Genomic DNA, 25659 nt, shown 5'->3' with positions numbered 1-25659 from the left:
AACCGCATGGCGCACGTGTGGGTGCGGCAAGGTCGACGCCGGCTGGGCCGGCGGGGGCACGGCGGGATTCTCTCAGGTTCCCCGTGCCACACCGCCCCCGCCTCGGTATCGTCCGGGCGGTCCCCCGTTCTCCCCATGCCGACGGCCCGCCCGGTCCGCGTCCGCCGCTTCGCCGCGGCCCTCCTCGACGGCGTCCTCGCCCTGCTCCTCGCGCTCACGCCCGCCGCCGTCGTGCCTGGCGTGCTCAAGGGGCGCATGTTCGGCGTCGGCCTGCTCCTCGGCGCGGCCTACCTGCTGCTCCGCGACGGCATCCCCTACGCCGAGTGGGGCTCGCGGTCGCTGGGCAAGCGCTGGCTCGGGATCCGGCCGTACCGCATGAGCGGCGACCCGATGGATTGGACCGTCTCGGCCCGCCGCAATGCGACCGTCGCCGGGGCGGTCGGGCTGGGCGCCGTGCTCTACCTCATCGGCGGGTACCGGGGCATCCCCTTCGGCGAGTTCCTCCTCTACATCGGCGCCGCCGTGCTCGCGGCCGAGTCGCTGCTGGTCGCCGTCGACCCCGTCGGGCGCCGCGTCGGCGACCGGCTGGCGCGGACGCGTGTGATCGAGGCCCGGCACTAGGGCCCGTCACCTTCCTCTGGGTCCTGTCTGCGCGAGGCCACTGACGGCGCCGGCCGCGTTGCCCTCCTCGTCCGATGCTCAGGCATCAATCTCGTTGGGCGCCTTGCAGGCTCCGCCAGCGCCTCTCGCTCGCCAACGGACCGACGTACATGACGGCCCCTAGGCTCCGCACTCCTCGGGATGCGCCTCCTCCGTGCAGCGGGGCGATTTCTGGGGTCCATCGGGACGGCGTGTGCTCGGCCCCACCGGGCCGCCTGCAACGCGGCCCGGCCCCACGACGGCGTCCCGGCCGGAGCAGCCTCCGCCGTGATGACTGTTAATCCCAGCGAATCCAGTATCTAGAGTCGTCACCACCCGACCCTCTCATGCCTCACGCCAAGGCCGACCTCGTCAAACGCTTCCTCGCCGCGCTCATCGACGGGCTCATCGCCGGCGCCATCGGCTGGGTCTTCGGCTGGTTCGGGACCGTCCTGGGCGGGATCGGCACGCTCGTCGGCGCCGGCTACATCCTGGTCCGCGACGGCCTCGACTCGCCCTACGCCGACGGCCGGTCGGTCGGCAAGAAGATCATCGGCCTCCGCCCGGTCCGCTTGGACGGCGGCCCGATGACGATCGACGCCTCGGTCCGCCGCAACTGGACGCTGGCGGCGGCCGGCGTCATCTCGGGTATCGGGACCGTCTTGATCGGGCTCGGCCCGCTCGCGCTCCTCGGCATCCCCGTGCTCATCCTGAGCGGCCTCGTCGGCCTGCTCGGCCTGGTCGAGGCGATCTTGGTCGTGGTCAATGACGAGGGCCGACGGATCGGCGACAAGACGGGCGGGACGCAGGTGATTGAAGAGGCGCCCGTCGCCGAAGCCGTGTAGCTCACGCGGCCGGCCGGTTGTCCACACGGCCCGCGAGGGCCTGGGCGCGGCGGTACCTTGGCAGGGCCGGGCGGGACCGGGCGAGACCCCTCGCCTGCGGGCCTCCCGGCGCTTCCCGGACCCGCGATCTCGATGGCCGACACGCCCCCCGCCCAGGCCCCCCGCTTTACCGTAACCGCCCGGAAGTACCGGCCGCAGACGTTCGACGACCTGGTCGCCCAGGAGCACGTCGCCGAGACGCTGCGCAACGCGATCACGCGTAAGCGGCTGGCTCACGCCTACCTCTTTAGTGGGCCGCGCGGCGTGGGCAAGACGACCGCCGCGCGCATCCTGGCCAAGGCCGTCAACTGCCAGACGCCCCTCGCCGAGCGCGAGCGCGCCGAGCCGTGCCGGACGTGCGACTCGTGTGTGGCCTTCGAGGAGCACCGCTCGCTCAACATCATCGAGATCGACGCGGCCTCCAACAACAAGGTCGAGGACATCCGCGAGCTCCGCGACACGGTCCGCGTGCCGCCGCAGGGGGCCAACAAAAAGGTCTACATCCTGGACGAGGTCCACATGCTGTCGGCCTCAGCGTTCAACGCCCTCCTGAAGACGCTCGAGGAGCCGCCCGAGTACGCCCTCTTCATCTTCGCGACGACCGAGCCCCACAAGGTGCTCCCGACGATCCTGAGCCGGACCCAGCGGTTCGACTTCCGCCGCATCTCCGTCCCCGAGATCGTCGACCGCTTGGGCGCCATCTGCGCCGCGGAGGGCATCGCCGCCGACGAGGAGAGCCTGGTGCTCATCGCCCGCAAGGCGGACGGCGCCCTGCGCGACGCGCTCTCGCTGTTCGACCAGGCCGTCTCGCTGTGCGGGCAGAGCCTGGAGATCGGCCCGCTCCGCACCGCGCTCGGCGTCGTCGACTCGGACGTCTATTTCGAGGCCACCTCGCGCGCCCGAGGCGGCGACCGCGCCGGGCTGCTGTCGGTCGTCGACCACGTCGTCCGGAGCGGCCACGACCTCAACGAGTTCGTGCTGGGGCTGGCGGAGCACTTCCGCAACCTGCTGGTCGCCCGAGCGACGCAGTCGGGCGACTTGATCGAGGGGACCGAGGCCACGCGCGAGCGCTACCTCGACGCCGCCGCGCCGCTGACAGAGGCCGACGTGCTGCACCTGCTGATGCTGGCGGAGGCGGCGGCCCACGACCTGCGCGAAAGCCGCCACCCGCGCCTGACGCTGGAACTGGCGCTGATCAAGATGGCGAGCCTGGAGAGCGCGGCGGACCTGCGCCACCTGCTCGACCGGCTCTCGGCGCTGGAAGGTGCCGCCCGGGCGGGCACGCTGCCAGCGCCAAGCGGCGCCCCGAGCCCCCCGGCCCCGGCCGCCAGCGCGCCGACCGCCCGCGCTGGCGACACGCTTGCTGGCGGTCCGCCCCCATCCGCCCCGACGCCCCCGAGCCCAGCTCCGGCTGCGGCCCCTGCGCCACCGCCCGCCGCCAGCGCCCAAACGAGCCCGGTGGCGGAGCTCCCCGAGCTGGCCGTCGCGCCGACCCCGGCGCCCGCGCCGAAAGCCCACCGCGAGCCGATCGCTGAGACCGCCGCCCGGCCGGGACTGGCCTCGGAGACCGCCGCCAGCTGTTCCACTCACGACGACGGGCCGCCGCCGCACACGGACGACGACATGGGCGGGATGCCCGACGAGGTCGACCCGGCGCCCCCGCCGCGTCCGGCCCCCGTGGCCGGCACGCCCACACCTCTGCCCGCGCCGGCGCTTTCCCCGCGACGCACGTCGCCAGTCAACCCGTTTGGCGCCCCCGCCCTGCAGCGGTCCAGCGGCGACGGCCACGCTGCCGAGGCCTCACTGACCGAGTCGACGGCCGCGTCGATCGCGGCGACGGACGCGCTCGGGCCCGCGCTGGCGATCGTCACGGATGCGTGGCCGCGGTTCGTGGCGGCCGTCCGCGAGCACGTCGGCGTCCGCGTGGCGTCCATCGTGCGGACCGGCGCCCCGTTCCGCGTCCGCCGGGGCGCCATCGAGGTCGGGATGGAAGACGCCTTCGGGGTGACGGTGGCGACCGAGAACGACGAGGCGCTGGCGGCCGTCTTGTCGACGGTGCTGGGGACCCCAGCCCCGCCGCTCCGCTGGATCGAGTCCCCGCGCGACACGGTCGAAACCGCCCGCCCCGACGACCCGTTCGAGACCCTCAAGCAGATGCGCAAGGACCACCCGGTCGTGCGAGCGCTCTTCGAGACGTTCGGCGCCGAGATCGTCTGGAACTAGGGGTCGAAGGTTGAACGTGTAGGCGTTGAACGTTCCCACCCCTCGCTCGGCCTCCGACTCAGAACGTTCCACATTTCACGCTCCCACATTCCACTGATCCCATGGACGGAACCCCCAACATGGCCGACCTCTTCGGCAAGATGGCCGACATGCAGCAGCGCGTCGCCGACACCCAGGCCAAGCTCGCCGAAGAGCGCGTGACGGCCGAGGCCGGCGGCGGCATGGTCGTCGTCACCGCCGACGGCGCCGGCCGCGTCGTCTCCATCAAGATCGAGCGCGACGCCGTCGACCCCGACGACATCGAGCTGCTCGAAGACTTGGTCGTGGCCGGCGTCAACAAGGCCATCGAAGAGGCCGAGGCCGTCAAGAACCGCAAGATGCAGGAGGCCGCCTCCTCGCTGCTCCCGCCCGGCATGGACCTGGGCGGCATGGAGCTGCCCAAGTTTTAGCCCGCGCTAGGCCCGCTCGCGGTGACGCACCGGTGTCGCCTCCGTGTCGGAGGTTGCCGTGCTCGCCCGCCCCGTCCCCGCCATGCACCTGACCTCCGAAACCGTCGAATCGCTCGTCGAGCAGCTCTCGAAGCTGCCGACGGTCGGGCGCAAGACGGCGCAGCGGCTGGCGGCGTTCATCCTGAAGATGCCGCGCGAGGAGGTCGTCGAGATCGCCCGGGCGATGGTGGCCGCCAAGGACCGCGTCAAGACGTGCTCGGTGTGCTTCAACGTGACCGACAACGACCCGTGCCCGGTGTGCCAGTCCGAGCGGCGCGACAAGAGCGTGATCTGCGTCGTCGAGGAGCCCTCGGACGTGATCGCGCTGGAGCGGACGGGCGAGTTCCGCGGGCTGTACCACGTCTTGGGCGGCGTCATCTCGCCGCTCGACGGCGTTGGCCCGGACGACCTGCACATCTCGGCGCTCGTCGGCCGCGTGGCCGGCTCGAAGGCGACGCCCCCGGACGGCGAGGAGATGCCGACACCGGTCGAGGAGGTGATCCTGGCCATGAACCCGAACGTCGAGGGCGACACGACGGCGTACTACGTCGGCCAGATGCTGGCGCCGTTCGGCGTGACGGTCTCGCGGATCGCGCGCGGCCTGCCCATCGGCGGGGATCTGGAGTTTGCCGACGAGGCCACGCTGAGCCGCGCCCTCGAGGGCCGGGCCGGGATGTAGCGGGCGGCGCGGAGCCGGGCGGCCTCACGCCATCATATCGCGGATCGTGTCGGCATAGGTCCGCGAGACGCGCACGACGGCGCCGTCCGCCAGCCGGGCGACGAAGCCGCCGGAGTTGTCGCGTTCGAGCGCACGGAGCGCGTCGAGCGCAACGATCGTCGAGCGGTGGACGCGCGCGAACCGGGCCGGGTCGAGCCGCTCCGCGAGCGCCCCGATGCCTTGGCTGGCGAGATACGTCCGGGCCGGGGTGTGGAGCGTCGTGTAGTCGCCGGCCGCTTGCGCCCAGAGCACGTCGGCCGTGGCGACGGGCACGAGCACGCCGCCGTCCTCGACGAGCAGCCGGGCGGGGTAGCGGGGCCGCTCGCGCCGGGCCACCTCGACGACCGACGCCGTCGCCTCGGCGCCGGCCGCGAGCGCTCGCCCGACGGCCTCCGCAAAGCGGGCCTGGGTAAACGGCTTGAGCAGGTAGTCGACCGCCGCCACCTCGAAGGCGCGGACGGCGTGCTGGTCGAACGCCGTCGAGAAGACGACGGCGGGGACCCCGAGCCCTCGTTCGGCGACGGCGTCGAGCACCTCGAACCCGGTCAGGCCGGGCATCTGGACGTCGAGGAACAGCAGCTCGACCGGCGCCCCGCCCGCTTGCGCCTGAGCGATCGCCGCGACCGCCTCGGGACCGTTGGCGCACTCGCCGATCACCTCGACATCGGCGCCGAGCGCCGCGAGCGCGTCGCGGACCATCCGCCGGGCCGGGGCCTCGTCGTCGACGATCAGCGCGCGCGTCATGAGTCGGCCGGGATCGGAATCGAGAAGCGGGCTTCGAAGCCCCGGGCCTGGCCGTCGCCCCCCGGCACGTCGAGTGCGAGGCCGGTGCCGAACAGGGTCCGCAGGCGGGCGTCGGTGTTGGCCAGCCCGACGCCCTCGCCCGTGCCGTCCGTCAGCAACGTGACAACCGGCGCGACCGGCCCCGCGCCGTCGTCGCGGACGAGCACGTGGACGGCTTGGCCCACGCGCCGCACCTCGACGCGCAGCACCCCGCCCGCGAGCGTCGGCGCGAGCCCGTGGCGGACGGCGTTCTCGACGAGCGGCTGGATGAGCATCGGCGGGATCGGCACGTCGAGCGCGTCGGCGTCGGCATCGACCTCGACGACGAGCCGCTCGCCCATCCGCTCCTGTTCGAGGGCGAGGTAGTCGCGGACGAACTCCAGTTCCTCGCGGAGCAGCACGCGGTCGCGGCGGGCCGCCGCCAGCGTGTACCGCACGAGCCCCGCCAGCCGGGCGACGAGGTCGCGCGTTGCCCCCTGCTCGGCCGGGACGGACGCGGCGACCGTGTTGAGCGTGTTGAACAGGAAGTGCGGGTCCATCTGGGCGCGCAGCGCCGCGAGCTGGGCGTCCTGCGCCGCCCGCTCCAGCTCCGACTGGCGCACGTGGAGCGCGGCTTGCGCCTCGGCCCGGTGCTGCACCTCGGACACGTAGCGCGCGGCGTGGAGCGCGCCGAACTGCGCGAGGTACACGAGCGCCGGGATGAACACGTCCCACGCCTTCCCCCAGTCGCCCAGCACGCCGTAGCCGAGGGCGGGCGCGAGGGCCCGGTACAGCACGTACCACGCCCACACCCACAGCGGCCCGAGCACGACGTGCGCGGCCACCTGGAGGCCGGGCCGGCCGTCGAGGCGGCGGACGGCGAGCCACCACACGGGGACCGTGAGCAGCCCCTTGAGCCCGTAGTCGATGAGCGAGCGCGGCAGGAGGCCGAGCGTCTCGCTGGCGAACAGGGACACGCTCTCTTGGAGCGCCCACTGCTCGATGGTGGCCGTGTAGAACAGCGCCAGCACCGCGTAGCCCGCCGCGAAGAGGGCGACGCCGCGGGCGGTGAGGCGGGGGGGCGGCGGGCTCTTCATCTCGACGAACATAGGGCCGGGCTCACTCGGCGCCCTGCGCATGGCCACCCAGGGCCGCGCCTTGCTTTTCGCGGTGGACGATCTCGGCCGTGCACGTCCACTCGGCGAGCGGGTCGCACGCCAGCGCCAGCAGCGACGCCTCGTGGCCGGGCGCCAGCCGCCCGATGGCGCGGGCCGGGAAGACGACCTGGGGCGTCGTCCGCGTCCACAGGTCGAGGAGCGTGGCGCGGTCGAAAAAGCCGTGGCGCTCCATGAAGTCGGCCTCGGCCTTCGAGGTCTCGTTCCAGCGGTCCGCCCCGAGGGCCACGCGGGCGCCGGCGGCGTGGAGCGCGCGGAGCTGGCGGCGGTGGAGGTCGCGGGCCCGGAGCTCGCGCACCGGCCGGTCGGCGTTGCGGCCGTCGCCGACGACGGAGGTCGGGATGTAGACGAGCCCGCGCTCGCCCGAGGCCGCGATGACGGCCGGGTCGATGAGATACGGCGCGTCGCGGCCCGCCGCGTAGCCGTAGCCGGGCAGGTGGGCAAAGCCGTCGACGCCGCTCGCGACCGCCAGCGCCACGTCGGCGCCGGTCCCGACGTGGGCGACGACGCGCAGGCCGACCGCGTGCGCCCGCTCCACGACCGCGCGCAGCACCTCGGGCGACAAGCCGCGCCCGCTGGGGCGCCCCGTGAACCCGCTCGTCGGCGGGCCGAGGTCGGCGTCCGAGTCCAAGAGGTAGACCTTGACGATGTCGGGGCCCTGCGCGAGGAACGCCTCCCACTTGGCGTCGAGGTCGTCGAGCGTGTCGAGTACGACGTACGCGTCGTCCTCGGCGCAGCGGCTCTCGTGGATCCGCGTCCGGTCCTCGTCGGACAGCGCGCGGCCGACCAGGCGGAGCGCCTGCCACTCGTAGACCCCCTTCGGGTGCGTGTCGTCGGAGGTCAGCCCGGCGTGCGAGTAGGCCACGTCCATCGTTTCGGGCCCGGCGAACGTCGGCATCATGGGCGCGGCCCACGAGCGGCGGTCGGTGAGGACGAGCGCGTACAGCACGCCCTCCCGCTCGAACCGCTCGGCCTGCCCCGGCCCCTGCCACGCGTCGCTCAGCATGTGGGTGTGGGCGTCGCCAAAGGGCGGCACGACGAACCGACCCGACAGATCGACGGTGCGCGTCGCCGCGAGCGGGCCCGCCACGAACACGCCGGCTTGCGCCCAGACGGTGTCGCGGGGGGCGAACCGCTCGCCGTCCCACCAGTGCCCACCGACATACGCCGTCGGCTCGGCCGCCGGGTGGATGCGCGGCGCCCTCCCGACGGCGCGGCCCTGCTTCTCCCGCGCGCGGATCCGCTCGGTGCAGGTCCAGTCCTCGAGGGGGTCGCAGGCGAGCGACAGCAGCGACGCCTCGAACCCGGGCGCGAGCGCGCCAATGGCGCGGTCCGGGAAGATGTCTCGGGGGGTCGTGACGGCCCACGCGTGGAGCGCCGCGGCGGGCGTGAGCCCCCCGATGTCGAGGGCGTAGGCGGCGTCGTCCCACGCCCACAGCCCGTAGGCGTCCGCGCCGAACGAGATCGGGACGCCCGCGGCGTCGAGCCGGCGCAAGAGCGCGGCGTGCCCCGCGCGAAGGGAGTCCAGGGCGCTCGCGGACGGGGGGGTCGGCGCGTACCGCGCGTTGACGAGCGCCAGCGCCAGCGTCGGGGTGACCGGGATGCCCGAGCCGGCCCAGTCGGCCAGAAGCGCGTCGTCGACCGCGTACACGCCGCCGTCGGCCGCCGCCGGGTCGCCGCCGATGACGCTGTAGCCCGGCGCGTGCGCGAAGGCGTCCACGCCCGCCTCGATGCCCGCCCGGAGGTCGGCGGCGGTCTCGACGTGGGCGACCACGCGCAGGCCGTCGGCGTGGGCGCGGCGGACGGTCTCGCGGAGCACGGCGGGCGAGATCCCCAGTTGCGCGTCGGGGTCGCCGGTCGCCCAGCCCTCGCTGCGGTTGAGGATAACCTTGAGCACGTCGGTGCCCTGGGCACGGACGCGGGGCCAGACCGCGTCGAGGTCGGCGACGGTCGGCGCGAGGTGGTAGGCGTCGCCCTCGACGCGGCGGCTGGCGCGGATCTCGTCGCCGCGCGGCCCCCACACGTCCCACGGCTGGAGCCCGAGGGCGCGCGCCTCGAACGCCGTCGCAAGGTGCGAGGCGGCCGTTGTGATCCCGGCCACGGCGTAGCGGACGTCGACGGTCGTCGGGAGGCCCCGCACCGCCGCCAGGTCGCTGGCGCGGACGTGCGGGTTCCGGACGTAAAAGACTCCCCGCGCGACGAGCAGGCTGTCCGTCGCGCGGATGCCGTCGGGCTGGTACAGCGCATGCAAGTGGGCGTCGCCGAAGGGCGGCACGACGTACTCGTCGCCGAGCGCCACCACTCGGGTCGGCGCCGCGAGCGGGCCCGTCACGAACACGCCGCCGTCGGCCCACGTCGTGTCGCGGGCGACGAACCGCTCGCCGTCGTACCAGCGCCCGCCGACATACGCGGTCGAGGGCTGGGCGCTCGCGGCAACCGCGAGCGAGAGGAACAGAAACAGATCGCGCATTGAGACACAGAGGGGGAAACCGGCGGCAGGATCGGCCCCGATCGCGCCGGGCGCGAGCGGATTCCGACAGACCGCACCCAGCGCCGATGAGCCGCAGCGCGCCCGGGTAGCTTGGGGTCGATGCCGTTCTCCCATCCCGTCCTCGCCGCGCTGCTCGCCGTCGCCCTCGCTGGGGGCGCGCGTGCCCAAGCGGCCCCGCCCGACACCGTCCGCGCCCTGCAAGAAGTCGTCGTCGGGGGCGCCGAGCGGGCAACCGGCGTGACCCGGATCCCGGTCGCGAGCGTGCTCGCGCGCGACCCCGAGAGCGTTGCGGACTTGGCGCGCCTGGTGCCCTCGGCGGCAGCACCCACCAACTCGCGGGGCCAGACCTTGCTCGCGATCCGCGGCGTCGGCGAGCGCCAGACGGCCGTCTCGTTCGACGGCGCGCCCCTCACGGATTCGTGGGACCGCCGCGTCGACCTCGCGCTGATCCCGGCCGGCGTCGTGGCGGCCGTCGACGTGGCGACACTCGCGCCGCTCGGGGCCGGCCCGAACGCGGCGGGCGGGACGGTCGACCTGGCGCCCCGGACGCTCGACCGCGACGGGACGCTGACCGAGGCCGAGATCTCCGGCGGGCTCCCCGCGCGGGGGCGGCTCGCGGCCACGTCGGTCGTCCGGCGCGGCGCGTGGCAGGCCACACTCGCGGGCGACGCGGGTGCCCGGTCGGGCAGCGCGCTCGCGGCGCCGCTCCCCTTTAGCCAGCCCGACGGCGCGCTCCGCACCAACACCGACCGCCGGGCCGCGAGCGGGCTCGTCCGGCTCGCCCGCCAGCAGCCCGGGTGGGGCGTCGCCGCGACCGTGCTGCACGTCGCCGCCGCCCAGGGCGTCGCGCCCGAGGGCCACCTCGACCCAGCCGAAGACCGCGTCCGCTTCTGGCGCGTGCCCGACTGGCGACGCACGCTCGCGGTCGTCCGCGCAACCGACGAGCGCCGAGCGCTCCGGTGGGACGCGACGGCGCACGCGGCGCTCGCGACCGAGGCCATCCAGCCGTTCACCAGTGCCGACTACACCGACGCCGAGACACGCGAGACCCGGCGCGAGCAGTCCGTCGGCGGCCGCCTGGCGGTCGAGACCGGTGGCGCGTGGACGCTGCGGGCGCTCGGGAGCGGGCTCGTCGCGGCGCACTGGCGCGAGGAGGGCGAGACGCGCGAGGCCTTTCGACACGCGGAGGGCCGCGTCGGCGCCGAGGCCGAGGGGGCCCTCCGCGGGCTGAGGGTGCTGGCGGGCGCCGCCGTTGACGCCTTCGTGCCGACGGCGACGGCGGGGCGCGCGTCGTCCGGGGCGTTCTGGGCGCCGGCCGGGACCTTGCGCCTCGGGGGCGAGGTGGGTACGGCCGAGTGGCACACGGGGGTATCGCGCGCGGCGCGCTTCCCGACGATGCGCGAGCTGTTCGGTGAGGCGCTCGGCCGGTTCGCCCTCAACCCGGACCTCCGCCCCGAGACGACGTGGCAGGCCGAGGTCGGCGCCGCCCGCCAGTCCCCCCTCCTCGACGCGGCCGCCACCGTCTTCGCAAGGCACACCGCCGACGCCATCGAGCAGGCCCGGCTCCCCGACGGCCGCCGCCAGCGGGTCAACCTCGGCGGCAGCCGCGCGCTCGGCGTCGAGGCCTCGGCCACGGCCCGGCGCGGCGCGTGGCGCGTCGACGCCACGGCGACGGCGCTGTACTTGCGCGGCGACACGCACGACGGCGCCATCCGCCTGCCCGAGCGCCCCGCGTTTCTGGCGCGGCTCGGCGCCATCCGCTTGCCGCTGACGGGCTGGACGGTCGCGGGCGAGGCGATCACGACCGGGCCCGCCGTCTCGCTGGGGCCTGACGGGCTCCTCGACCTGCCCGCCTCCCTCGTACTCGGTGCCCGGCTGGGCTATCGCTGGCGCGTCGGGCCGGGCGTGCTCGGCGCGTTCGTCCGGGTCGACAACGCGCTCGACGCCGTCGCGCTGCCACAAGCGGGACTCCCGGCCCCGGGGCGCGAGATGCGCGTCGGGTTGAGGTGGCAGGGATAAAGCGGCCGGACCATCCGAGGCGGTGCTTGGAGCTCGCGCCGTCAGGCTCGCGGTGACTTCGCTCTGTCCTCCCCTCCCGGACGGGAGGGGCTGGGGGAAGGCGACCGGCATAGCGCAAGCAGCCGGCTTGCGCCAGCAGAGAGACACCCTCACCCTGGCTTCGCCGGCGCTGCGTATTGCCCCTCTCCCGAGGGGAGAGGGGACGTCGTAGGCCCCCCTTCGGCATACCCGATGGACCCGCTGGCGCTGGGCCCTTCAGAAGTGGCGCCCGTCGGCCTCGCGCCAGCGCTCGCGGATCCCTCAATCCCCACCCCCCCGAACCCCAATCCCTGCCAGTAGCTTGCGGCATGGCCTCCATCCGTCGCGTCTGCATCTACTGTGGCTCCCGCGTGGGAGCGCGCCCCACCTACGTCCGAGCTGCCGCGCGCGTGGGCACTCGGCTCGCCGAGGCCGGCATCGGGGTCGTCACCGGCGGCGGGAGCGTGGGGCTGATGGGCGTCGTCGCCGATGCGGCGCTGGCGGCGGGCGGCGAGGTGACGGGCATCATCCCTCAGGCGCTCCAGGACCGAGAGGTGGGCCACGCCACCCTGAGCGCGCTGCACGTCGTCGGGACGATGCACGAGCGCAAGGCCATGATGTCGGCGAACGCCGACGCGTTCGTGGCGCTGCCCGGCGGGCTCGGGACGTTGGAGGAGATCGCCGAGGCGCTCACGTGGGCCCAACTCGGCATCCACGCCAAGCCCTGCGCCTTCTTGGACGTGGACGGCTACTACGCACCGCTCGTCCACTGGCTCGACCACACCGTCGCCGAGGGCTTCGTCGACGCTGGCCGCCGCGCCGCGATCTGGGTGGAGGCCGACGCCGACGCGCTCGTGGACCGGCTCCTCGCGTGCTGAGTCGCCGCGCGGGTGTTGCGCTGGGCGCCGTCGTCAGCGCCGTGCTGCTCGGCTACGTCGTGTGGCCGAACGTCGAGACCGCGCGCCTCGGGCTCGACGGGGCCGTGCTGGCGGAGCTGTTCGGCGCGGGCCGCTCGGCCGGGACGCGCGCGTTGGTGAACTCGGTCGGCGTGTCGCTGGGGACGGTGCTCGGCGGCGGGGTGATCGGGACGGCGCTGGCGTGGGCGCTGTGGCGGTATCAGCTGCCCATGGGTCGGACACTGGGGGTGGTCGCCGCGCTTCCGCTGGCGCTGCCGCCGCTCGTCGGCGTGCTGGCGTTCCTCTTTTTGTACGGCGAGTCTGGGATGCTGCCGCGCGGGCTCCAGGTCGTGTTCGGGCTGGATGAGGTGCCGTTCGCGTTCGGCGGGATCGGCGCCGTGCTCGCGGTCCACGTCTACGTGTTCTACGTCTACTTCTACTTGTTCGTCGGCGCCGCCCTCCGTGGCCTCGACGCGTCGCTCTTGGACGCGAGCGCGGACCTCGGCGCGAGCCCGTGGCGGACCTTCCGCAAGGTGGTCTTCCCCCTCCTGCGCCCCGCGCTCGTCGGGTCGTCGCTGCTGGTGTTCATGCTGTCGATGGCGTCGTTTACCGCGCCGCTCCTGTTCGCCGAGGGCGAGCCGTTCCTGACGACCCAGATCTACCAGTTCAAGACGAACGGCGCGCTCGACCGCGCCGCCGCCGTGTCGGTCGTGCTGACGGGACTGTGCCTGCTCTTTTTGGTGGGCGCCGAAGCGAAGGCGATCTCCACGGGCGGCGGCGGCGGAAAGGGCGTCGGCCGGGCGCCGGGTCCGCTGACCGGGACGGCTCGCGTCGTGGCCGGCGTGCTGGTCGGGCTCGCGCTCCTCATCGTGCTGCTGCCCGTCGGGACGGTCGTGCTGCTGTCGTTCGTCGAGGACGGCTCGTGGACCACGCAAGCCCTGCCCGACACGTTCACGATCGCCAACTATGCCGCGCTCGCGGCCGAGCCCGACGTGCTCGCTCCGATCACGTCGTCGCTGTGGATGGCGGCGCTGGCGACGGCCGCGAACGTCGTGTTCGGCGTAGCGACGGCCGTCGTGATCGTCAAAGGGAAGATCCCCGGGCGCGGCGTGCTCCGGGGGCTGGCGCTGTTGCCGTTCGCGATCCCCGGGACGGTGATGGCGCTCGGCCTGCTGGTGGCCTTCGACGAGCCGTCGATGCTGGCGGGCGGGGCGTTGCTGATCGGGACGGTCTGGCTGCTGCCCCTCGCCTACTTCGTGCGCCACATCCCGCTCGTGGTCCGCGCCGCGCAAGCCTCGCTGGAAGGGTTCGACGACCGACTCGGGGAGGCGTCGGCCGACCTCGGTGCCAGCGGCGCGACGACGTTCCGCCGGGTCGTGCTCCCGGCGATTGCGCCGGGCGTCATCGCGGGCGCGCTGCTCACCTTCGTGACGGCGCTCGGCGAGTTCGTCGCCTCGATTATGCTCTACGTCTACGCCAACCGCCCGATCGCGGTCGAGGTCTTCGCCCAACTCCGCATCTTCGAGTTCGGCCAAGCCGCCGCCTACAGCGTGCTGCTGATGGGGCTCGTCGCGCTGGCGGTCGGCGCGAGCCGACTGATGGGCGGGGCGCGGGTGGGCTAGCCGGCCAGAGGCGGGCGACTCCGCACGAGTGCCCCGCTCGCCATCTCGCCGCTCGGACGCGCACGCCGAGTGCCATCCATCCCGGCTGGCGTTGCGCGTCCAAGCTGCCCCCTTTTCTCTAAGGGGGGCAGTCTGCGCGGCGTCGCGCCGGGCAAGCGGAAGCGCGCTGGGGACGGCGCCGACCCACACCCTACGCGCCGCACGGACGGGGGGATCTACCGAGCACAGCGCCCCCACAGGCGAGCTCTTCCGCTACGCCTCGCCCTGCAGCGCGTCCCAGTCGGCGAGGAATTTCTCCAGGCCGGAGTCCGTGAGCGGGTGCTTCAGGAGCTTCTTGATGACGTCGAGCGGCATCGTCGCCACGTCGGCGCCGGCCATGGCGCAGTCGACGACGTGCATCGGGTGGCGGATGGAGGCCGCCAGCACCTCGGTCTCGTACTCGTAGGTGTCGTAGATCTGGACGATCTGCCGGATGAGCGCCATCCCATCCGACGAGATGTCGTCGAGCCGGCCGATAAAGGGGCTGATGTAGGTCGCCCCGGCCTTGGCCGCGATCAGCGCCTGGGTCGGCGAAAAGCACAGCGTGCAGTTCGTCTTGATGCCCTCCTCGGACAGCGACCGGATGGCCTTGATGCCGTCCAGGATGAGCGGCACCTTGACCACCACGTTGTCGGCGATCTCGGCGACCTCGTGGGCCTCAGCCATGATGCCGTCGTAGTCGGTCGCGGTCACCTCGGCGGAGACGTCGCCGTCGACGATGTCGCAGATCTCGGCGATGTGGCCGTGGAAGTCCTTGACGCCGACCTTCTTCATCAGCGACGGGTTCGTGGTGACGCCGTCGAGGACGCCCATGTCGGCGGCCTCCTGGATCTCGTCGAGGACGGCGGTGTCGATGAAGAACTTCATGGGTGCGGGTCGGGGGGTGGGGGCGCGGTGGTGGGTGTACGACCGCGAGCGGGGCCGGGTCCGCCGGGCCGTGCGAGATTGGCGGGTCCTCACGTCCGCCCGATCCCCTGATGGCTCTCTGCCTGTTTGAAGACGACCGCGTCGCCTCGCTCGCCCCGCTCGCGCTCACGCGCGGCGTCTACGACCTGCGCGTCGGGGCGCGGACGCTGGCGGAGGCGGCCGTCGACGTGTTTCCGCCGAGCCCCCTCGTGCTCCACGCGCGGGCGGCCGTCGCGGGGATGGTGGCGGAGGAGCACCCGGGCGTGGCGGTCAACAGAGCGACGGAGACGGGGACGTTGTTTTTGAATGGGCGGTGGCTGGCGCGGGACGGCGACCTGGCACAGGCGATCCGGGACGCGGGGCGGTCCGGCGAGGCGCGCGCGTTCGTGCAGGACGGCGCGCTCGTCGCGCTGTGGCATCCGGATCCGCCTGCACGCCTGGTCGCCGGCGACGCGGTCACGGCGGCAGACGCGGAGGGCATCCCGACCGAGTCCGTCACCGGCGAACCCCTCGTCACGCACCTGTGGGATCTGATCGACGACCTCGGGGCGCGGATCGCGCACGACGCGGGACGCCTGGGCGGATTGGGCGAGATCGCGGGGACGGTCGAGGGCGGCGCCGTCGTCGTCGACCGGGGGAACGTGCACGTCGCCAGCGGGGCGACGATCCGGGCCGGCGCCGTCGTGAGCGGCGCCGACGGGCCGGTGTGGATCGGGCCGGGCGCGACGGTCGGCGAGAACGCCGTCGTGCGGGGCCCCGTCGTGCTCGGGCCGAAGGCGACCGTCAACCCGGCCGCGCGCGTCGACGAGAGCGCGATCGGGTACTGGTCGAAGGTGGGCGGCGAGGTGCACGGGAGCGTCGTCCACAGCCTGTCCTCGAAGGGGCACGACGGGTACCTCGGCAACAGCTACCTCGGGCGCTGGTGCAACCTGGGCGCCGACACCAACGCGTCGAACCTGAAAAACGACTACGGCGAGGTGACCGTCTGGGACGCGGGTGTGGGCGAGTTCGTGGCGAGCGGGCGCCAGTTCGCCGGCCTGTTCATGGGTGACCACTCCAAGTGCTCGATCAACACCATGTTCAACACGGGCACCGTCGTCGGCGTGTTCTGCAACCTGTTCGGGTCGGGCTTCCCGCCCCGCTACGTCCCCGACTTCTCGTGGGGTGGGGCCGAGGGGCTGGCGGCGTACCGGCCGGAGAAGGCGTTCCGTGTGGCCGAGGCGGTGATGGCGCGGCGCGGGCGCGAGTTGACGGACGCCGAGCGGGCGACGCTGGCCGGGATCGCGGCGGGGCGATAGGGCGGGCGCCGGCAGGTGAGCGAGCGCAAGCAGCCGGGCTGGCGCCAGAGAAGGCACCCTCACCCTGGCTGCGCCGACGCTGCGCGTTGTCCCTCTCCCGAGGGGAGAGGGGACGCCTTTGGCGACGCAGGCGCAGGCGCGACCCGCGGAGCCACTCGACGCTTCGGGCTCGACCTCCCCTCCCGGACGGGAGGGGCCGGGGGAGGGCGACTGGCACAACGCCAGCAGGTAGGCGGGGTAGCCGGTTCCTCCTGGGCACGCGATCCCGCCTGTCTGACGGCCGCTGGCGCCGCTACCTTCGTCGCCGCCCCTTCCTCTTGTCGCATGCGCCGACTGCTTCTCGCCGCCGTCCTCCTCACCGCTGCCCCCGCGTTCGCCCAGGCTGGCTTGCGCGGCTTCGTCACCGGCGCCGACGACAGCCAGCCGCTCATCGGCGCGACCGTGCTCGCGCAGCGCGTCGGGCCCGACGGCTCGCCCATCGGCGACCCGCGCGGTGGGGCCACCGACCTCGACGGCTTGTACGTCGTCCCCCGGCTCGACACCGGGCGCTACCTCGTCCGCGTCAGCTACGTCGGCTACGAGACCCGGATCGACACGCTGACGCTGGCGGGCGAGATCCGCTCCTACGACGTGGCGCTCCGCGTGGCGACGGGCGACTTCGAGGTCGTCGTCGAGAGCGAGCGGACGACCGGCGGCGCGCGCGTCACGGCCGGCGTGCAGGCCATCGACCCCAAGGACATCGACGTGGTCCCCGCGCCCGACGTCTCGGGCGACCTCGCCAGCTACCTCACGACCTCGCCCGGCGTGGTCACGACGGGCGACCGCGGCGGCCAGCTGTTCGTCCGCGGCGGCGAGCCGAGCCAGAACCTCGTCCTGCTCGACGGGATGGCGCTCTACCAGCCGTTCCACGTCCTCGGCTTCTACTCCGCGTTCCCGTCGGACATCCTGGCGGGCGCCGACCTGTACGCGGGCGGCTACCCGGCCCGCTTTGGCGGGCAGGTCTCGTCGGTGCTCGACATCCAGTCGCGCAACGGCAACAAGCAGCGGCTGGCGGCGGCGGCCTCCGTCGCGCCGTTCGTGAGCGCTGCGCGCGTCGAGGGCCCCATCAAGCGGGGCTCGATCTCGTTCCTGGCCTCGGGCCGCGTGAGCGTCGTCGAGCAGGGCGCCGCGCGCCTGGTCGACCAGGACCTGCCGTTCTCGTTCGGCGACGTGTTCGGGAAGGTCCACGCGGTCCTGACGCCGAACGCCCAGCTGTCGGTGCAGGGCATCCACACCTACGACCGGGGCACGATCGGCGAGGACGTGGGCGGGGCCGTGCCCGAGGAGGTCCGCTACAACAACACGGCCGCCGGGCTCCGCTTCCTGTACCTCCCGAACGTGTCGGCGCTGCGCGCCGAGATCCTGATCAACGGGTCGATCCTGGACAGCGAGCAGGGGTTCGACCCGGTCCGCAACGTGCCCGCGCGGTCGTCGTCGATCGGCCGGATTAGCTCAGAGGTCCACCTCACGTATTACCTCCCATCGGTCGACATCAAGAGCGGCCTGTTCGTGCGGACGAACCAGCTCGAGACATCGCTCGACCGGATCGGCGGCGTGACCGACGCCGAGTACTTCACCGAGGCCGGCGCCTACATCGAGCCCGAGTTCCGGCTCGGCCCGCTGGCGCTGCAGGGCGGGCTGCGCCTCCAGAGCTTCCCCAACGACGGCCGGACGTACGTCGAGCCGCGCGGCCGGGCCGTCTTGACGGCCGGCGTCCACGAGCTGTCGGCGGCGGGCGGGCTCTACCACCAGGAGATCATCGGGATCAACGACCGGCGCGACGTGGCCAACGTGTTCACGGCGTGGACGCGGCGCCCGGGCGGCGTCGTCGAGGCGTGGCACGCGATCGCGGGCTACCGCGTCCAGCCGACGCGGGGCGTGGAGCTCGTCGCCGAGGGCTACTACAAGCTGCTCGACGAGCTGTCGGTCGCCGAGTGGACGGCGTTCCCGCGCTTCACGACCGAGCTCCAGCCGGCGACCGGCGAGGTCCGGGGGCTCGACCTCCGCGCCGAGCTCCGCCGGGGCACGTTCTACGGCTACGTCGGCTACGGTCTGGCGGACGTCGTCTACGACGCCAAGGGCCCCAACCTCCAGCTGTGGTACGGCGAGGAGACGCTGCGCTTTAGCCCGCCGCACGACCGCCGCCACCAGCTCTCGACCCTCGTCTCGGCCGACGTCGCCGGGTTCTCGGTCGCCGCGCGCTGGCAGTTCGGCTCGGGCCTGCCCTTTACCAAGGCGCTCGGGTTCGACCAGTACCTCTCGGCCGCGACGGCCTTCAACGTGTTCGCCGACGCCGGCTCGGACCGCGTGATCTACGAGCGGCCCTTTGGCGGCCGCCTGCCGACGGTCCACCGCCTCGACCTCTCCGTCGACCGGACGTTCCGGCTCCGCCCCGGCGTCGACCTGACGGCCCAGGCCGCGCTCATCAACGCCTACGACCGCCGGAATCTGTTCTACTACGACACGTTCACGCTGCGCCGCGTCGACCAGCTCCCCTTGCTCCCGTCGTTCGGCGTCAAGCTCGCCTTCAACGACTAGGTGGCCCGCCTCCCGCTCGTCGCCCTCGCCCTCGCCGCCCTCGTGGGCTGCGAGGACGACGTGGACCCGACCCTCGGGCTCGACATCCCGTTCTCGCTCTACGGCTACCTCGACCCGACGGCCGACCGCCAGGCGATTCGCGTCGCGCCGATCGCGCTCTCGATCGACGCCCCGAAGGACACGATCGACGCGGCGGTCACCTCGACCGACCTCGCGACTGGCGTCACGACCGTGTGGCGCGACTCGCTGCACGTCTTCGCCGACGGCACGCTCGGCCACGTCTTCGTCGCCGACGTCACGCCAGCGCCGGGCTCCCGCGTCCGGATCGAGGCCCGGCGCTCCGACGGGGCCGTCACGACGGTCGACGTCGACGCCCCCCCCTTCGCGGTCGCGACGGTCGGGGTCGGGGCCCTGACCCCCGGGGAGGTGACCTATCCGGTCCGGTTCGAGGGCGCGCCCCGCGTGCTCAGCGGCGTCCTCCGGCTCACCGTCGCGAACACCGGCGTCGGCGACGGCGTCGAGATCCTCGACATCCCGGTCGAGGCCCAGCCGGCCGAGACCGAGCCCGACGTCTGGACCATCGACGTCCCGTTCCTCACCACCGTCGACGAGTTCATGCGCCAGCGTGGGCTCCGCGACACCGGGGTCGAGCTCGTCCAGGCGCTCTACCAGGGGTTCGTGACGAACGAGGCGTGGGCGGTCCCCGTCGACGACGTCGACGCGCTCGTCGAGCCGGGGACGTTCTCGAACGTCGAGGCCGGGCTCGGCTTCGTGGGGGCCGGGTATACGGCCGACGTGACGTGGAAGCCGTCCCCGACGGTCCTGGCGAGCCTGGGGTTCGAGGTCGACGACCTCGAGGGCGAGCTGGTCCGGATGAACGAGCTCCAGATCGGGGACCGCGGGTGGGTCGAGTTTTACAACCCCCTGCTCTACGCGGTCTCGCTCGACGACTACTACCTCTCCGACACTCCGTTCGAGCCCCGCAAGCAGCGGATCCCGCCCCAGGTGACGATCCCGCCGCTGGGCTTCCTCGTCGTCGACCTGGAGTTCCAGACGTTCCCCGACTCGACAGTCGGGCTGTACAACCGGGAGGGCGACCTCCTCCAGCGGATCTACCTCGAGCGCCCGCTCCCCGCCGGCGCCACCTACGGCTCGTGGCCCGACGGCCGGTCCTTCCGGATCCCCCAGGAGCGCGACATGTTCGTCGGCCCGCTCGCCCCGACGCCCGGGCTCCCGAACGAACGGCTCGCGCAGCCCGGGGCGATCAACGAGATCTATACCGAGGGCGACCGGGGGTTTGTCGAGGTCGTCGTCGACTCGGGGGCGGGGGCGCCCGTGGTCCTCACCGAACCGCGCCGGTACCTCGAAGCGTACCGAGACGGCGTCTTTCCGCTGGGCTACCCGTTCGCCGTGGTCGGCGAGGTCGGGCGGGTCGTCGACCTCCCCCAGCTCGGGGGCGAGGTCCTCTTGCTGCTCGACGACCGGGTCGTCGACGTGTACGAGTACGGGGGCCAGTCGCCGGGCCGGTCGGTGGGCCGGCTCCCTGACCGGACGGGCCCCTTCCAGACCGGCCTCCGCCCCACGCGTGGGGCGCCCAACGCGCTCCCGCGGCTCGGGATCTAACTCTTCTTCCTAGTTCATGCCCCTCCGCCTCCTCGCCTTTGCCCTGATCGCCCTCGCCGCCAGCGGGTGCGAGGACGACGTCGACCCGACGCTCGGCATCGACGCGCCGTTCTCGCTCTACGGCTACCTCGACCCGACCGCCGACCGTCAGGCCATCCGCGTCGCACAGATCACCAGCACCATCGGGGATTCGGCCGACGTCTTCGAGGCGACGGTCGTCTCGACCGACCTCAGCACGGGCGCCACGACCGCCTGGCGCGACTCGCTGGTGTCGTACCCGAGCGGCGTCACCGGGCACGTGTTCGTGGCCGACTACACCCCGCGCCCGGGCACCACGCACCGCATCGAGGCGACGGCCCCGGACGGCGCCTCGACGACCGTCGACGTGGACGTCCCGCCGATCATTCAGGCGGAGGTCGGCAACCAGGGCTCGGCGCCGGGCGAGATCACGTACCCCATCCGGTTCGAGGGCGCCCCCCGCGTGCTCAACGGGCAGCTCCGGCTCACCGCCGTCGGCTTCCCCGGCGAGGACGCCTCGGTGGCCCGCCGCCTCACCATCCCCCTCGACGTCGTCCCGGTGGAGGTCGCGCCCGACGTCTGGGAGGTCACCATCCCGTTCCTGACGGCGACGCGCCGCTACCTGCAGGACGAGGGGCTGCTCGGCCAGGGCATCCGCCTGGTCGTGGCCGACTACGTCGGGTTCGTGACCGGCGAGAGCTGGGCGCTCCCGACGACCGACGTCGACGCGCTCGTCGAGCCCGGCACGTTCTCGAACGTCGAGGGCGGGTTCGGCTTCGTCGGCGGCGGCTACTTCGCCACGGCCCGGTGGACGCCCTCGGCATCGGCGCAGAGCGCCTCCGGGTTCTCGCCCAGTGGCGACCCCGCCGAGGCCGTCGCCATCAACGAGATCCGGCCCGGCGCGGGCGGGTGGGTCGAGTTCTACAACCCGCTCTACAACAACGTCAGCCTCAACGGCTACAGCATCACGAACGACCAGACGCGGCCGCGCCTGCAGACGTTCTCGTTCGAGGTCAACGTCCCGGCGCGCGGGTTCTACGTGGTCCCGCTGGCGTTCACGCTCGGGCCGCGCGAGGCGCTCGCGCTGTTCGACCGCGGGAGCAACCAGGTCTCGCGCGTCGTCGTGCCCCAGCTAGCCGGCGAGGCCAGCAACGTCACCTACGGGTCCTTCCCCGACGGCCTGTCGTTCCAGGTGCCGCCGGCGCTGGGCGGATTCAACGTCTTCCGAGGCACGCTGCTCGCGACGCCGGGAGCCCCCAACGTGATCGGCCTGGACTTCCCGGTCATCAACGAGGTGTACACCGAGGGGTCGAATGGCTTCGCCGAGGTGGTTGGGGGCGACGCGAGCCTCCAGCCGTCGACCCCGGTGCTCTTCAGCGAGGCGGACGGGTTCTTCGACGCCGTCGCCGCGTCGGGGCTGTCGTTCGGGATCGCGCCCGAGACGGCGGGCGGGCTCGACCTCGTCCAGGGAGGCGGGACGGTCTACCTCGCCCTCCGTCATTTCGACCCGAGCATCATCGAGGTCGACGCGGGGGGGAACTCGGTCCGGGTCTTCACGACCCGCGTCGTCGACGTGCGTCGCTACGACGGTCAGATCCCGGGCCGGTCGGAGGGCTACCTCCCCGACGGCCGGACCGGCACGTGGACGCCCGACCTCCGCCCGACGCCGGGGGCCGGCAACGCCGCCGTCCGCCTCGGCCTCTAAGCCCTCCAGATGCGCCACCCCGCTCCCACGATGCTCCGCAGACGGCTGACCCTCGCAGCGTTTGCCCTGCTCGCGCTCGCGGCGGCGAGTTGCGAGGACTCCGTCGACCCGACGGTCGGGGTCGACGCGCCGTTCTCACTCTACGGCTACCTCGACCCGACGGCCGACCGGCAAGCCATCCGCGTCGCTCCGATCACGCTGGCCATCGACACCCCCGACGAGACGATCGACGCGGCTGTCACGTCCACCGACCTCGCGACAGGCGCCACGACCGTCTGGCGCGACTCCTTGGTGACGTTCGCCGACGGCACGCTCGGGCACGTCTTCGTGGCCGCGTTCACGCCGACCCCTGGAACCACCGTCCGCGTCGAAGCCAGGCGCTCCGACGGGGCCACCTCCACGGTCGACGTGGCGGTGCCCGAGATCGTGGTCCCGATGGTGGCCGACGGCGTGTATCGGGGCACCGACGTGGTGTACCCCGTCGTGTTCGAGGGCGCCCCGCGCCTTCTCAACGGGCAGCTCCGCCTCACGATCGCCGACGACCCGTCGCGGCCCGAGGGCGAGCTGTTGACGCTGGTGGTCCCGACGACGGTGCGGCCTACTGAACTAGCCCCGGGCGTCTGGGGCGTCGAGGTGCCCTTCCTGTCCGCCACGCGGCGGGCCCTCGAGGTGGCCGGGCTGGCCGGCACCGGCGTGCGCCTGGTCGTCGCCGACTACGTCGGGTTCGTGACGAACGCCGCGTGGGCGCTCCCGACCGAGGACCCCGACGCGCTCGTGGAGCCGGGGGCGTTCTCGAACATCGAGGGCGGCCTGGGCTTTGTCGGCGCCGGCTACCGGGCCACGGCTCGGTGGACGCCGCCTGCCAGCGTGCAGGCCGCCGCCGGGTTCGCCGCCGATGTCGACGAGGCGCTCGTCATCAACGAGCTCCAGACCGGGTACGGGGGGAGCTGGGTCGAGCTCTACAACCCGACCCTCGACCGCGTCGACCTCCGGGGCTACAGCCTGTCCGACGACCAGTTGGCCCCCCGCCGTTTCCCGCTCCCCCTCGGCACAGAGATCGCCCCGGGGGGCTACCTCGTCATCGACCTCCCGTTCGACGTCCCCAGCGGCGGCGCTCTCGAGCTCTACGACCGGTCCCAGGAGTCCGTCGACCGGCTCGTCACCGAGCGGCTCCCCTCCGACTGGCCCGGCGGCGTGACCTATGGGTCGTTCCCCGACGGCGCCTCGTTCCGGATCTCCGAGGAGCGGACGGACCTGTTCAAGGGCCCGCTGGCGCCGACGCCCAACCGCGCCAACCGGCTCGGGCTCGACGTCGCCCAGATCCACGAGGTGTACACCGAGGGGGCCGCCGGTTTCGTAGAGGTGCTCGCGCTCGACCCGACCTGGGAAGCGTCTGCCCCCCGCGTGCTGACGGCCCCCGAGGGCTACTACGAGGCGGCGGGCGCCAGCGGGCTGGCGTACGGGATCGCCGCCGAGGCGCCGGGCGCGTTCGACCTCTCCCAGCTAGGGGCGACGCTGTATCTCGCCGTCCGCTACTACGAGCCCCGGATCATCGAGGTCGTGCCTGGCGAGCCGCCGAACCCGCCCGACGCCGGCACCCCACTCCCGGTCTACCGCACCCGCGTCGTCGACGTGCGGACCGTCGGGCCCCAGGTGCCGGGCCGGTCCGTGGGGTACTTCCCCGACGCCGGGAGCGGGTGGGCCCAGGGCTTGCGGCCCACGCCCGGCGCCGCCAACGCCGCCGCGCGCTTCGGCCTGTAGCCCCACGCCTACGCTTCCGATGCCCATTCGACAGCTGACCCTCACGACGCTTGCCCTGCTGGCGGTCTCCGTCGCCGGGTGCGAGGACGCCGTCGACCCGACGGTCGGGCTCGACGTCCCGTTCTCGCTCTACGGCCAACTCGACCCCACCGCCGACCGCCAGGCCCTCCGCGTCGCCCCGATCGCGCTGTCCATCGACGCCGACTCTCTGACGATCGACGCGGAGGTCGCCTCGACCGACCTCGAGACCGGCGCCACCACGGCCTGGCGCGACTCGTTGGTGACGTTTGCCGACGGCTCGACGGGCCACGTCTTCGTGGCCGACTTCACGCCTCGGCCGGGCTCGGCCGTCCGCATCGACGCCCGCCGGTCTGACGGCGCCGTCTCGTCGGTGACCGTCGAGGTGCCGCCGCTCGTGGAGCCGGTCGTCGATGCCGCCATCTATATCGAGAACGGGATCGGGTACCCGGTCCGGCTCACGGGCGCCCCGCGCGTGCTCAGCGGCGAGTTTTATGTGACGGTCGCCGGCCACCCGGACGATCCGCCCGGGGTCCCCCGGCGGCTGACCGTCCCCATCCGCACGACGCCGACCCAGACGGCGACCGGCGAGTGGACCGTCGACATCCCCTTCGTCGACGCGACCCGGCGCCATCTGCGGAGCCTGGGCCTCTTCGAGACCGGCCTGGGGCTGGTAAGCGTCGAGTACAGCTTCTTCGTGACCGGGGCCGACTGGAACCCGCCGTCGACCGACCCCGATGTGCTGGTTGAGCCGGGGACGTTCTCGAACGTCGTCGACGGGCTGGGCTTCGTGGGCGGCGGCTACCGCTCGTCCGTGCGCTGGATCGTGTCCGTCGCCGCGGCCGCGGCGGCGGGCTTCACGACGGACGACGACCCGGCGAGCGGACTCGTCCTCAACGAGATCAAGCCCGGCCCCAACGCCTGGGTCGAGTTCTACAACCCGACGTTGAGCCCGGTCTCGCTGCGGGGCTACAGCCTCTCCAACACGGCCGAGGACCCACGCCGCCAGCCGATCATGACCGGCACCGTCCCCCCCAACGACTTCGCCGTCGTCGGACTCGACTTCCCGGTCCCGGTCTTAGGCCCACCGATCACGGTCGCGCTCTACGGCCGCTCGGGCGAGCTCGTGCTGAGCATCACGCCGGACCCGCTCGTCGCCGACGAGCCCGGCGCGGAGCTCTCCTATGGCGCGTTCCCCGACGGCTACTCGTACGTCGTCCGCCGCACGGTCGGGATCGAGGAGCGGCGCTACGACTTGTTCAAGGGTCCGCTGACCCCGACGCCCGGGCGACCGAACGAGGTCGGCCTCGACCTCGCGGTCCTCAACGAGATCCACACCGAGGGGGCTCAGGGCTGGGTCGAGACGGTGACCGTGGCGCCCGGCGCCGACTCGCTCCGCGTGCTGTTCGAGCAAGACCCGGAAGGGGCGGGGTGGCTCTCCGCCAGCCACGTCGTTCCGGCCGGTGGGCCGTTCGGCGTCGCCGAGGAGGATCCGCTGGGGCTGGTGCTGGAGCAGGCCGGCGGGGGCGTGATCCTGCTAGCGTACATCACCGACAGGCGCATCCGGCCCGAGAACCGCCCGCGCCCGCCCGAGCTGGACTTGCGCGTCCAGTTTCGCGCCCTCGACTACTACCGCTACGGCGGCCAGACGCCCGGCCGCACGACGGGCCGCTTGCCCGACGCGCGCGGCCCGTGGACGCCCGGCTTGCGCCCGACGCGCGGGGCGCCCAACGCCGCGGCCCGGCTCGGGCTCTGACCCGCCCGAGCGCCGGTCGCCCG

At 73.3% G+C, this 25659-nt stretch carries 18 protein-coding genes; 14 read left to right on the top strand and 4 right to left on the bottom strand.

The features are described from left to right. Window positions 1-135 precede the first annotated feature (135 nt). The 5 genes from ACLII4_RS06525 to recR all read left to right on the top strand — a co-directional run bounded on the left by ACLII4_RS06525 (window position 136) and on the right by recR (window position 4913). Window positions 136-621, top strand: a complete 486-nt coding sequence (locus tag ACLII4_RS06525; RefSeq protein ID WP_412070090.1) for an RDD family protein — start codon at window positions 136-138, stop codon at window positions 619-621. Window positions 622-986: 365 nt separating this feature from the next. Then, window positions 987-1484, top strand: coding sequence for an RDD family protein (locus ACLII4_RS06520; RefSeq protein ID WP_412070089.1), 498 nt, complete (start codon window positions 987-989; stop codon window positions 1482-1484). Window positions 1485-1616: 132 nt separating this feature from the next. Next, on the top strand, window positions 1617-3746 hold the full coding sequence (dnaX, locus tag ACLII4_RS06515) for a DNA polymerase III subunit gamma/tau (protein WP_412070088.1): 2130 nt from the start codon (window positions 1617-1619) through the stop codon (window positions 3744-3746). Between the two features lie 101 nt (window positions 3747-3847). Further along, window positions 3848-4195 (top strand): YbaB/EbfC family nucleoid-associated protein, encoded by a 348-nt coding sequence (locus ACLII4_RS06510; protein WP_412070087.1) that lies wholly within the window; start codon window positions 3848-3850, stop codon window positions 4193-4195. Between the two features lie 82 nt (window positions 4196-4277). Continuing rightward, window positions 4278-4913 carry a recombination mediator RecR gene (gene recR, locus ACLII4_RS06505; protein ID WP_412070555.1) on the top strand — a complete coding sequence of 212 codons (636 nt, stop codon included), beginning with the start codon at window positions 4278-4280 and terminating at the stop codon, window positions 4911-4913. 24 nt (window positions 4914-4937) lie between these two features. Here the strand turns inward: recR and ACLII4_RS06500 are convergent, their stop codons facing one another. The 3 genes from ACLII4_RS06500 to ACLII4_RS06490 are packed head-to-tail and all read right to left on the bottom strand — an operon-like array spanning window position 4938 to window position 9359. After that, the gene (locus tag ACLII4_RS06500; protein ID WP_412070086.1) at window positions 4938-5696 is read right to left on the bottom strand and encodes a LytR/AlgR family response regulator transcription factor; all 759 of its coding nucleotides are present in this window, start codon (window positions 5694-5696) and stop codon (window positions 4938-4940) included. Next, window positions 5693-6811, bottom strand: coding sequence for a sensor histidine kinase (locus ACLII4_RS06495; protein WP_412070085.1), 1119 nt, complete (start codon window positions 6809-6811; stop codon window positions 5693-5695). Before ACLII4_RS06495 ends, ACLII4_RS06500 begins: the two co-directional genes overlap by 4 nt. A gap of 22 nt (window positions 6812-6833) precedes the next feature. After that, window positions 6834-9359 (bottom strand): amidohydrolase family protein, encoded by a 2526-nt coding sequence (locus ACLII4_RS06490; protein WP_412070084.1) that lies wholly within the window; start codon window positions 9357-9359, stop codon window positions 6834-6836. Between the two features lie 120 nt (window positions 9360-9479). Between ACLII4_RS06490 and ACLII4_RS06485 the strand changes: the two genes are divergently transcribed. The 3 genes from ACLII4_RS06485 (at window position 9480) to ACLII4_RS06475 (ending at window position 13935) form a co-directional block, all read left to right on the top strand. After that, complete coding sequence (locus ACLII4_RS06485) at window positions 9480-11399, top strand: TonB-dependent receptor plug domain-containing protein (protein ID WP_412070083.1); 1920 nt, start codon at window positions 9480-9482, stop codon at window positions 11397-11399. 347 nt (window positions 11400-11746) lie between these two features. Next, on the top strand, window positions 11747-12295 hold the full coding sequence (locus ACLII4_RS06480) for a TIGR00730 family Rossman fold protein (protein WP_412070082.1): 549 nt from the start codon (window positions 11747-11749) through the stop codon (window positions 12293-12295). Beyond that, on the top strand, window positions 12289-13935 hold the full coding sequence (locus ACLII4_RS06475; RefSeq protein WP_412070081.1) for an ABC transporter permease: 1647 nt from the start codon (window positions 12289-12291) through the stop codon (window positions 13933-13935). Before ACLII4_RS06480 ends, ACLII4_RS06475 begins: the two co-directional genes overlap by 7 nt. Before the next feature lie 252 nt (window positions 13936-14187). Here ACLII4_RS06475 and fsa read toward each other — a convergent pair whose 3' ends face one another. Beyond that, window positions 14188-14841: a fructose-6-phosphate aldolase gene (gene fsa / locus ACLII4_RS06470; protein ID WP_412070080.1), complete on the bottom strand. Its 654-nt coding sequence runs from the start codon at window positions 14839-14841 to the stop codon at window positions 14188-14190. A gap of 110 nt (window positions 14842-14951) precedes the next feature. Between fsa and ACLII4_RS06465 the strand changes: the two genes are divergently transcribed. From ACLII4_RS06465 to ACLII4_RS06440, 6 genes are all read left to right on the top strand, one after another. After that, window positions 14952-16178 carry a putative sugar nucleotidyl transferase gene (locus ACLII4_RS06465; protein ID WP_412070079.1) on the top strand — a complete coding sequence of 409 codons (1227 nt, stop codon included), beginning with the start codon at window positions 14952-14954 and terminating at the stop codon, window positions 16176-16178. A gap of 324 nt (window positions 16179-16502) precedes the next feature. Beyond that, window positions 16503-18755, top strand: a complete 2253-nt coding sequence (locus tag ACLII4_RS06460; RefSeq protein WP_412070078.1) for a carboxypeptidase regulatory-like domain-containing protein — start codon at window positions 16503-16505, stop codon at window positions 18753-18755. After that, complete coding sequence (locus ACLII4_RS06455; RefSeq protein WP_412070077.1) at window positions 18756-20378, top strand: hypothetical protein; 1623 nt, start codon at window positions 18756-18758, stop codon at window positions 20376-20378. A gap of 16 nt (window positions 20379-20394) precedes the next feature. Continuing rightward, the gene (locus ACLII4_RS06450) at window positions 20395-22101 is read left to right on the top strand and encodes a hypothetical protein (protein ID WP_412070076.1); all 1707 of its coding nucleotides are present in this window, start codon (window positions 20395-20397) and stop codon (window positions 22099-22101) included. 9 nt (window positions 22102-22110) lie between these two features. Further along, window positions 22111-23862, top strand: coding sequence for a lamin tail domain-containing protein (locus ACLII4_RS06445; protein WP_412070075.1), 1752 nt, complete (start codon window positions 22111-22113; stop codon window positions 23860-23862). Window positions 23863-23881: 19 nt separating this feature from the next. Continuing rightward, entirely contained in the window at window positions 23882-25636 is a 1755-nt protein-coding gene (locus ACLII4_RS06440) for a hypothetical protein (RefSeq protein ID WP_412070074.1), read from the top strand. The last annotated feature ends 23 nt before the right edge of the window (window positions 25637-25659 follow it).

This window comes from Rubrivirga aquatilis, from assembly GCF_046845665.1.
Taxonomy (GTDB): Bacteria; Bacteroidota; Rhodothermia; order Rhodothermales; family Rubricoccaceae; genus Rubrivirga.
Note: the sequence above shows the minus strand (reverse complement) of the source record. Positions and strands in the feature narration are given on the sequence as shown.

Excerpts from the sequence above, each read along its gene's own strand:
- ACLII4_RS06525 (WP_412070090.1), top strand. The coding sequence starts at position 136 with ATGCCGACGGCCCGCCCGGTCCGCGTCCGCCGCTTCGCCGCGGCCCTC.
- ACLII4_RS06520 (WP_412070089.1), top strand. The coding sequence starts at position 987 with ATGCCTCACGCCAAGGCCGACCTCGTCAAACGCTTCCTCGCCGCGCTC.
- dnaX (WP_412070088.1), top strand. The coding sequence starts at position 1,617 with ATGGCCGACACGCCCCCCGCCCAGGCCCCCCGCTTTACCGTAACCGCC.
- ACLII4_RS06510 (WP_412070087.1), top strand. The coding sequence starts at position 3,848 with ATGGACGGAACCCCCAACATGGCCGACCTCTTCGGCAAGATGGCCGAC.
- recR (WP_412070555.1), top strand. The coding sequence starts at position 4,278 with ATGCACCTGACCTCCGAAACCGTCGAATCGCTCGTCGAGCAGCTCTCG.
- ACLII4_RS06500 (WP_412070086.1), bottom strand. The coding sequence starts at position 5,696 with ATGACGCGCGCGCTGATCGTCGACGACGAGGCCCCGGCCCGGCGGATG.
- ACLII4_RS06495 (WP_412070085.1), bottom strand. The coding sequence starts at position 6,811 with ATGAAGAGCCCGCCGCCCCCCCGCCTCACCGCCCGCGGCGTCGCCCTC.
- ACLII4_RS06490 (WP_412070084.1), bottom strand. The coding sequence starts at position 9,359 with ATGCGCGATCTGTTTCTGTTCCTCTCGCTCGCGGTTGCCGCGAGCGCC.
- ACLII4_RS06485 (WP_412070083.1), top strand. The coding sequence starts at position 9,480 with ATGCCGTTCTCCCATCCCGTCCTCGCCGCGCTGCTCGCCGTCGCCCTC.
- ACLII4_RS06480 (WP_412070082.1), top strand. The coding sequence starts at position 11,747 with ATGGCCTCCATCCGTCGCGTCTGCATCTACTGTGGCTCCCGCGTGGGA.
- fsa (WP_412070080.1), bottom strand. The coding sequence starts at position 14,841 with ATGAAGTTCTTCATCGACACCGCCGTCCTCGACGAGATCCAGGAGGCC.
- ACLII4_RS06465 (WP_412070079.1), top strand. The coding sequence starts at position 14,952 with ATGGCTCTCTGCCTGTTTGAAGACGACCGCGTCGCCTCGCTCGCCCCG.
- ACLII4_RS06460 (WP_412070078.1), top strand. The coding sequence starts at position 16,503 with ATGCGCCGACTGCTTCTCGCCGCCGTCCTCCTCACCGCTGCCCCCGCG.
- ACLII4_RS06450 (WP_412070076.1), top strand. The coding sequence starts at position 20,395 with ATGCCCCTCCGCCTCCTCGCCTTTGCCCTGATCGCCCTCGCCGCCAGC.
- ACLII4_RS06445 (WP_412070075.1), top strand. The coding sequence starts at position 22,111 with ATGCGCCACCCCGCTCCCACGATGCTCCGCAGACGGCTGACCCTCGCA.
- ACLII4_RS06440 (WP_412070074.1), top strand. The coding sequence starts at position 23,882 with ATGCCCATTCGACAGCTGACCCTCACGACGCTTGCCCTGCTGGCGGTC.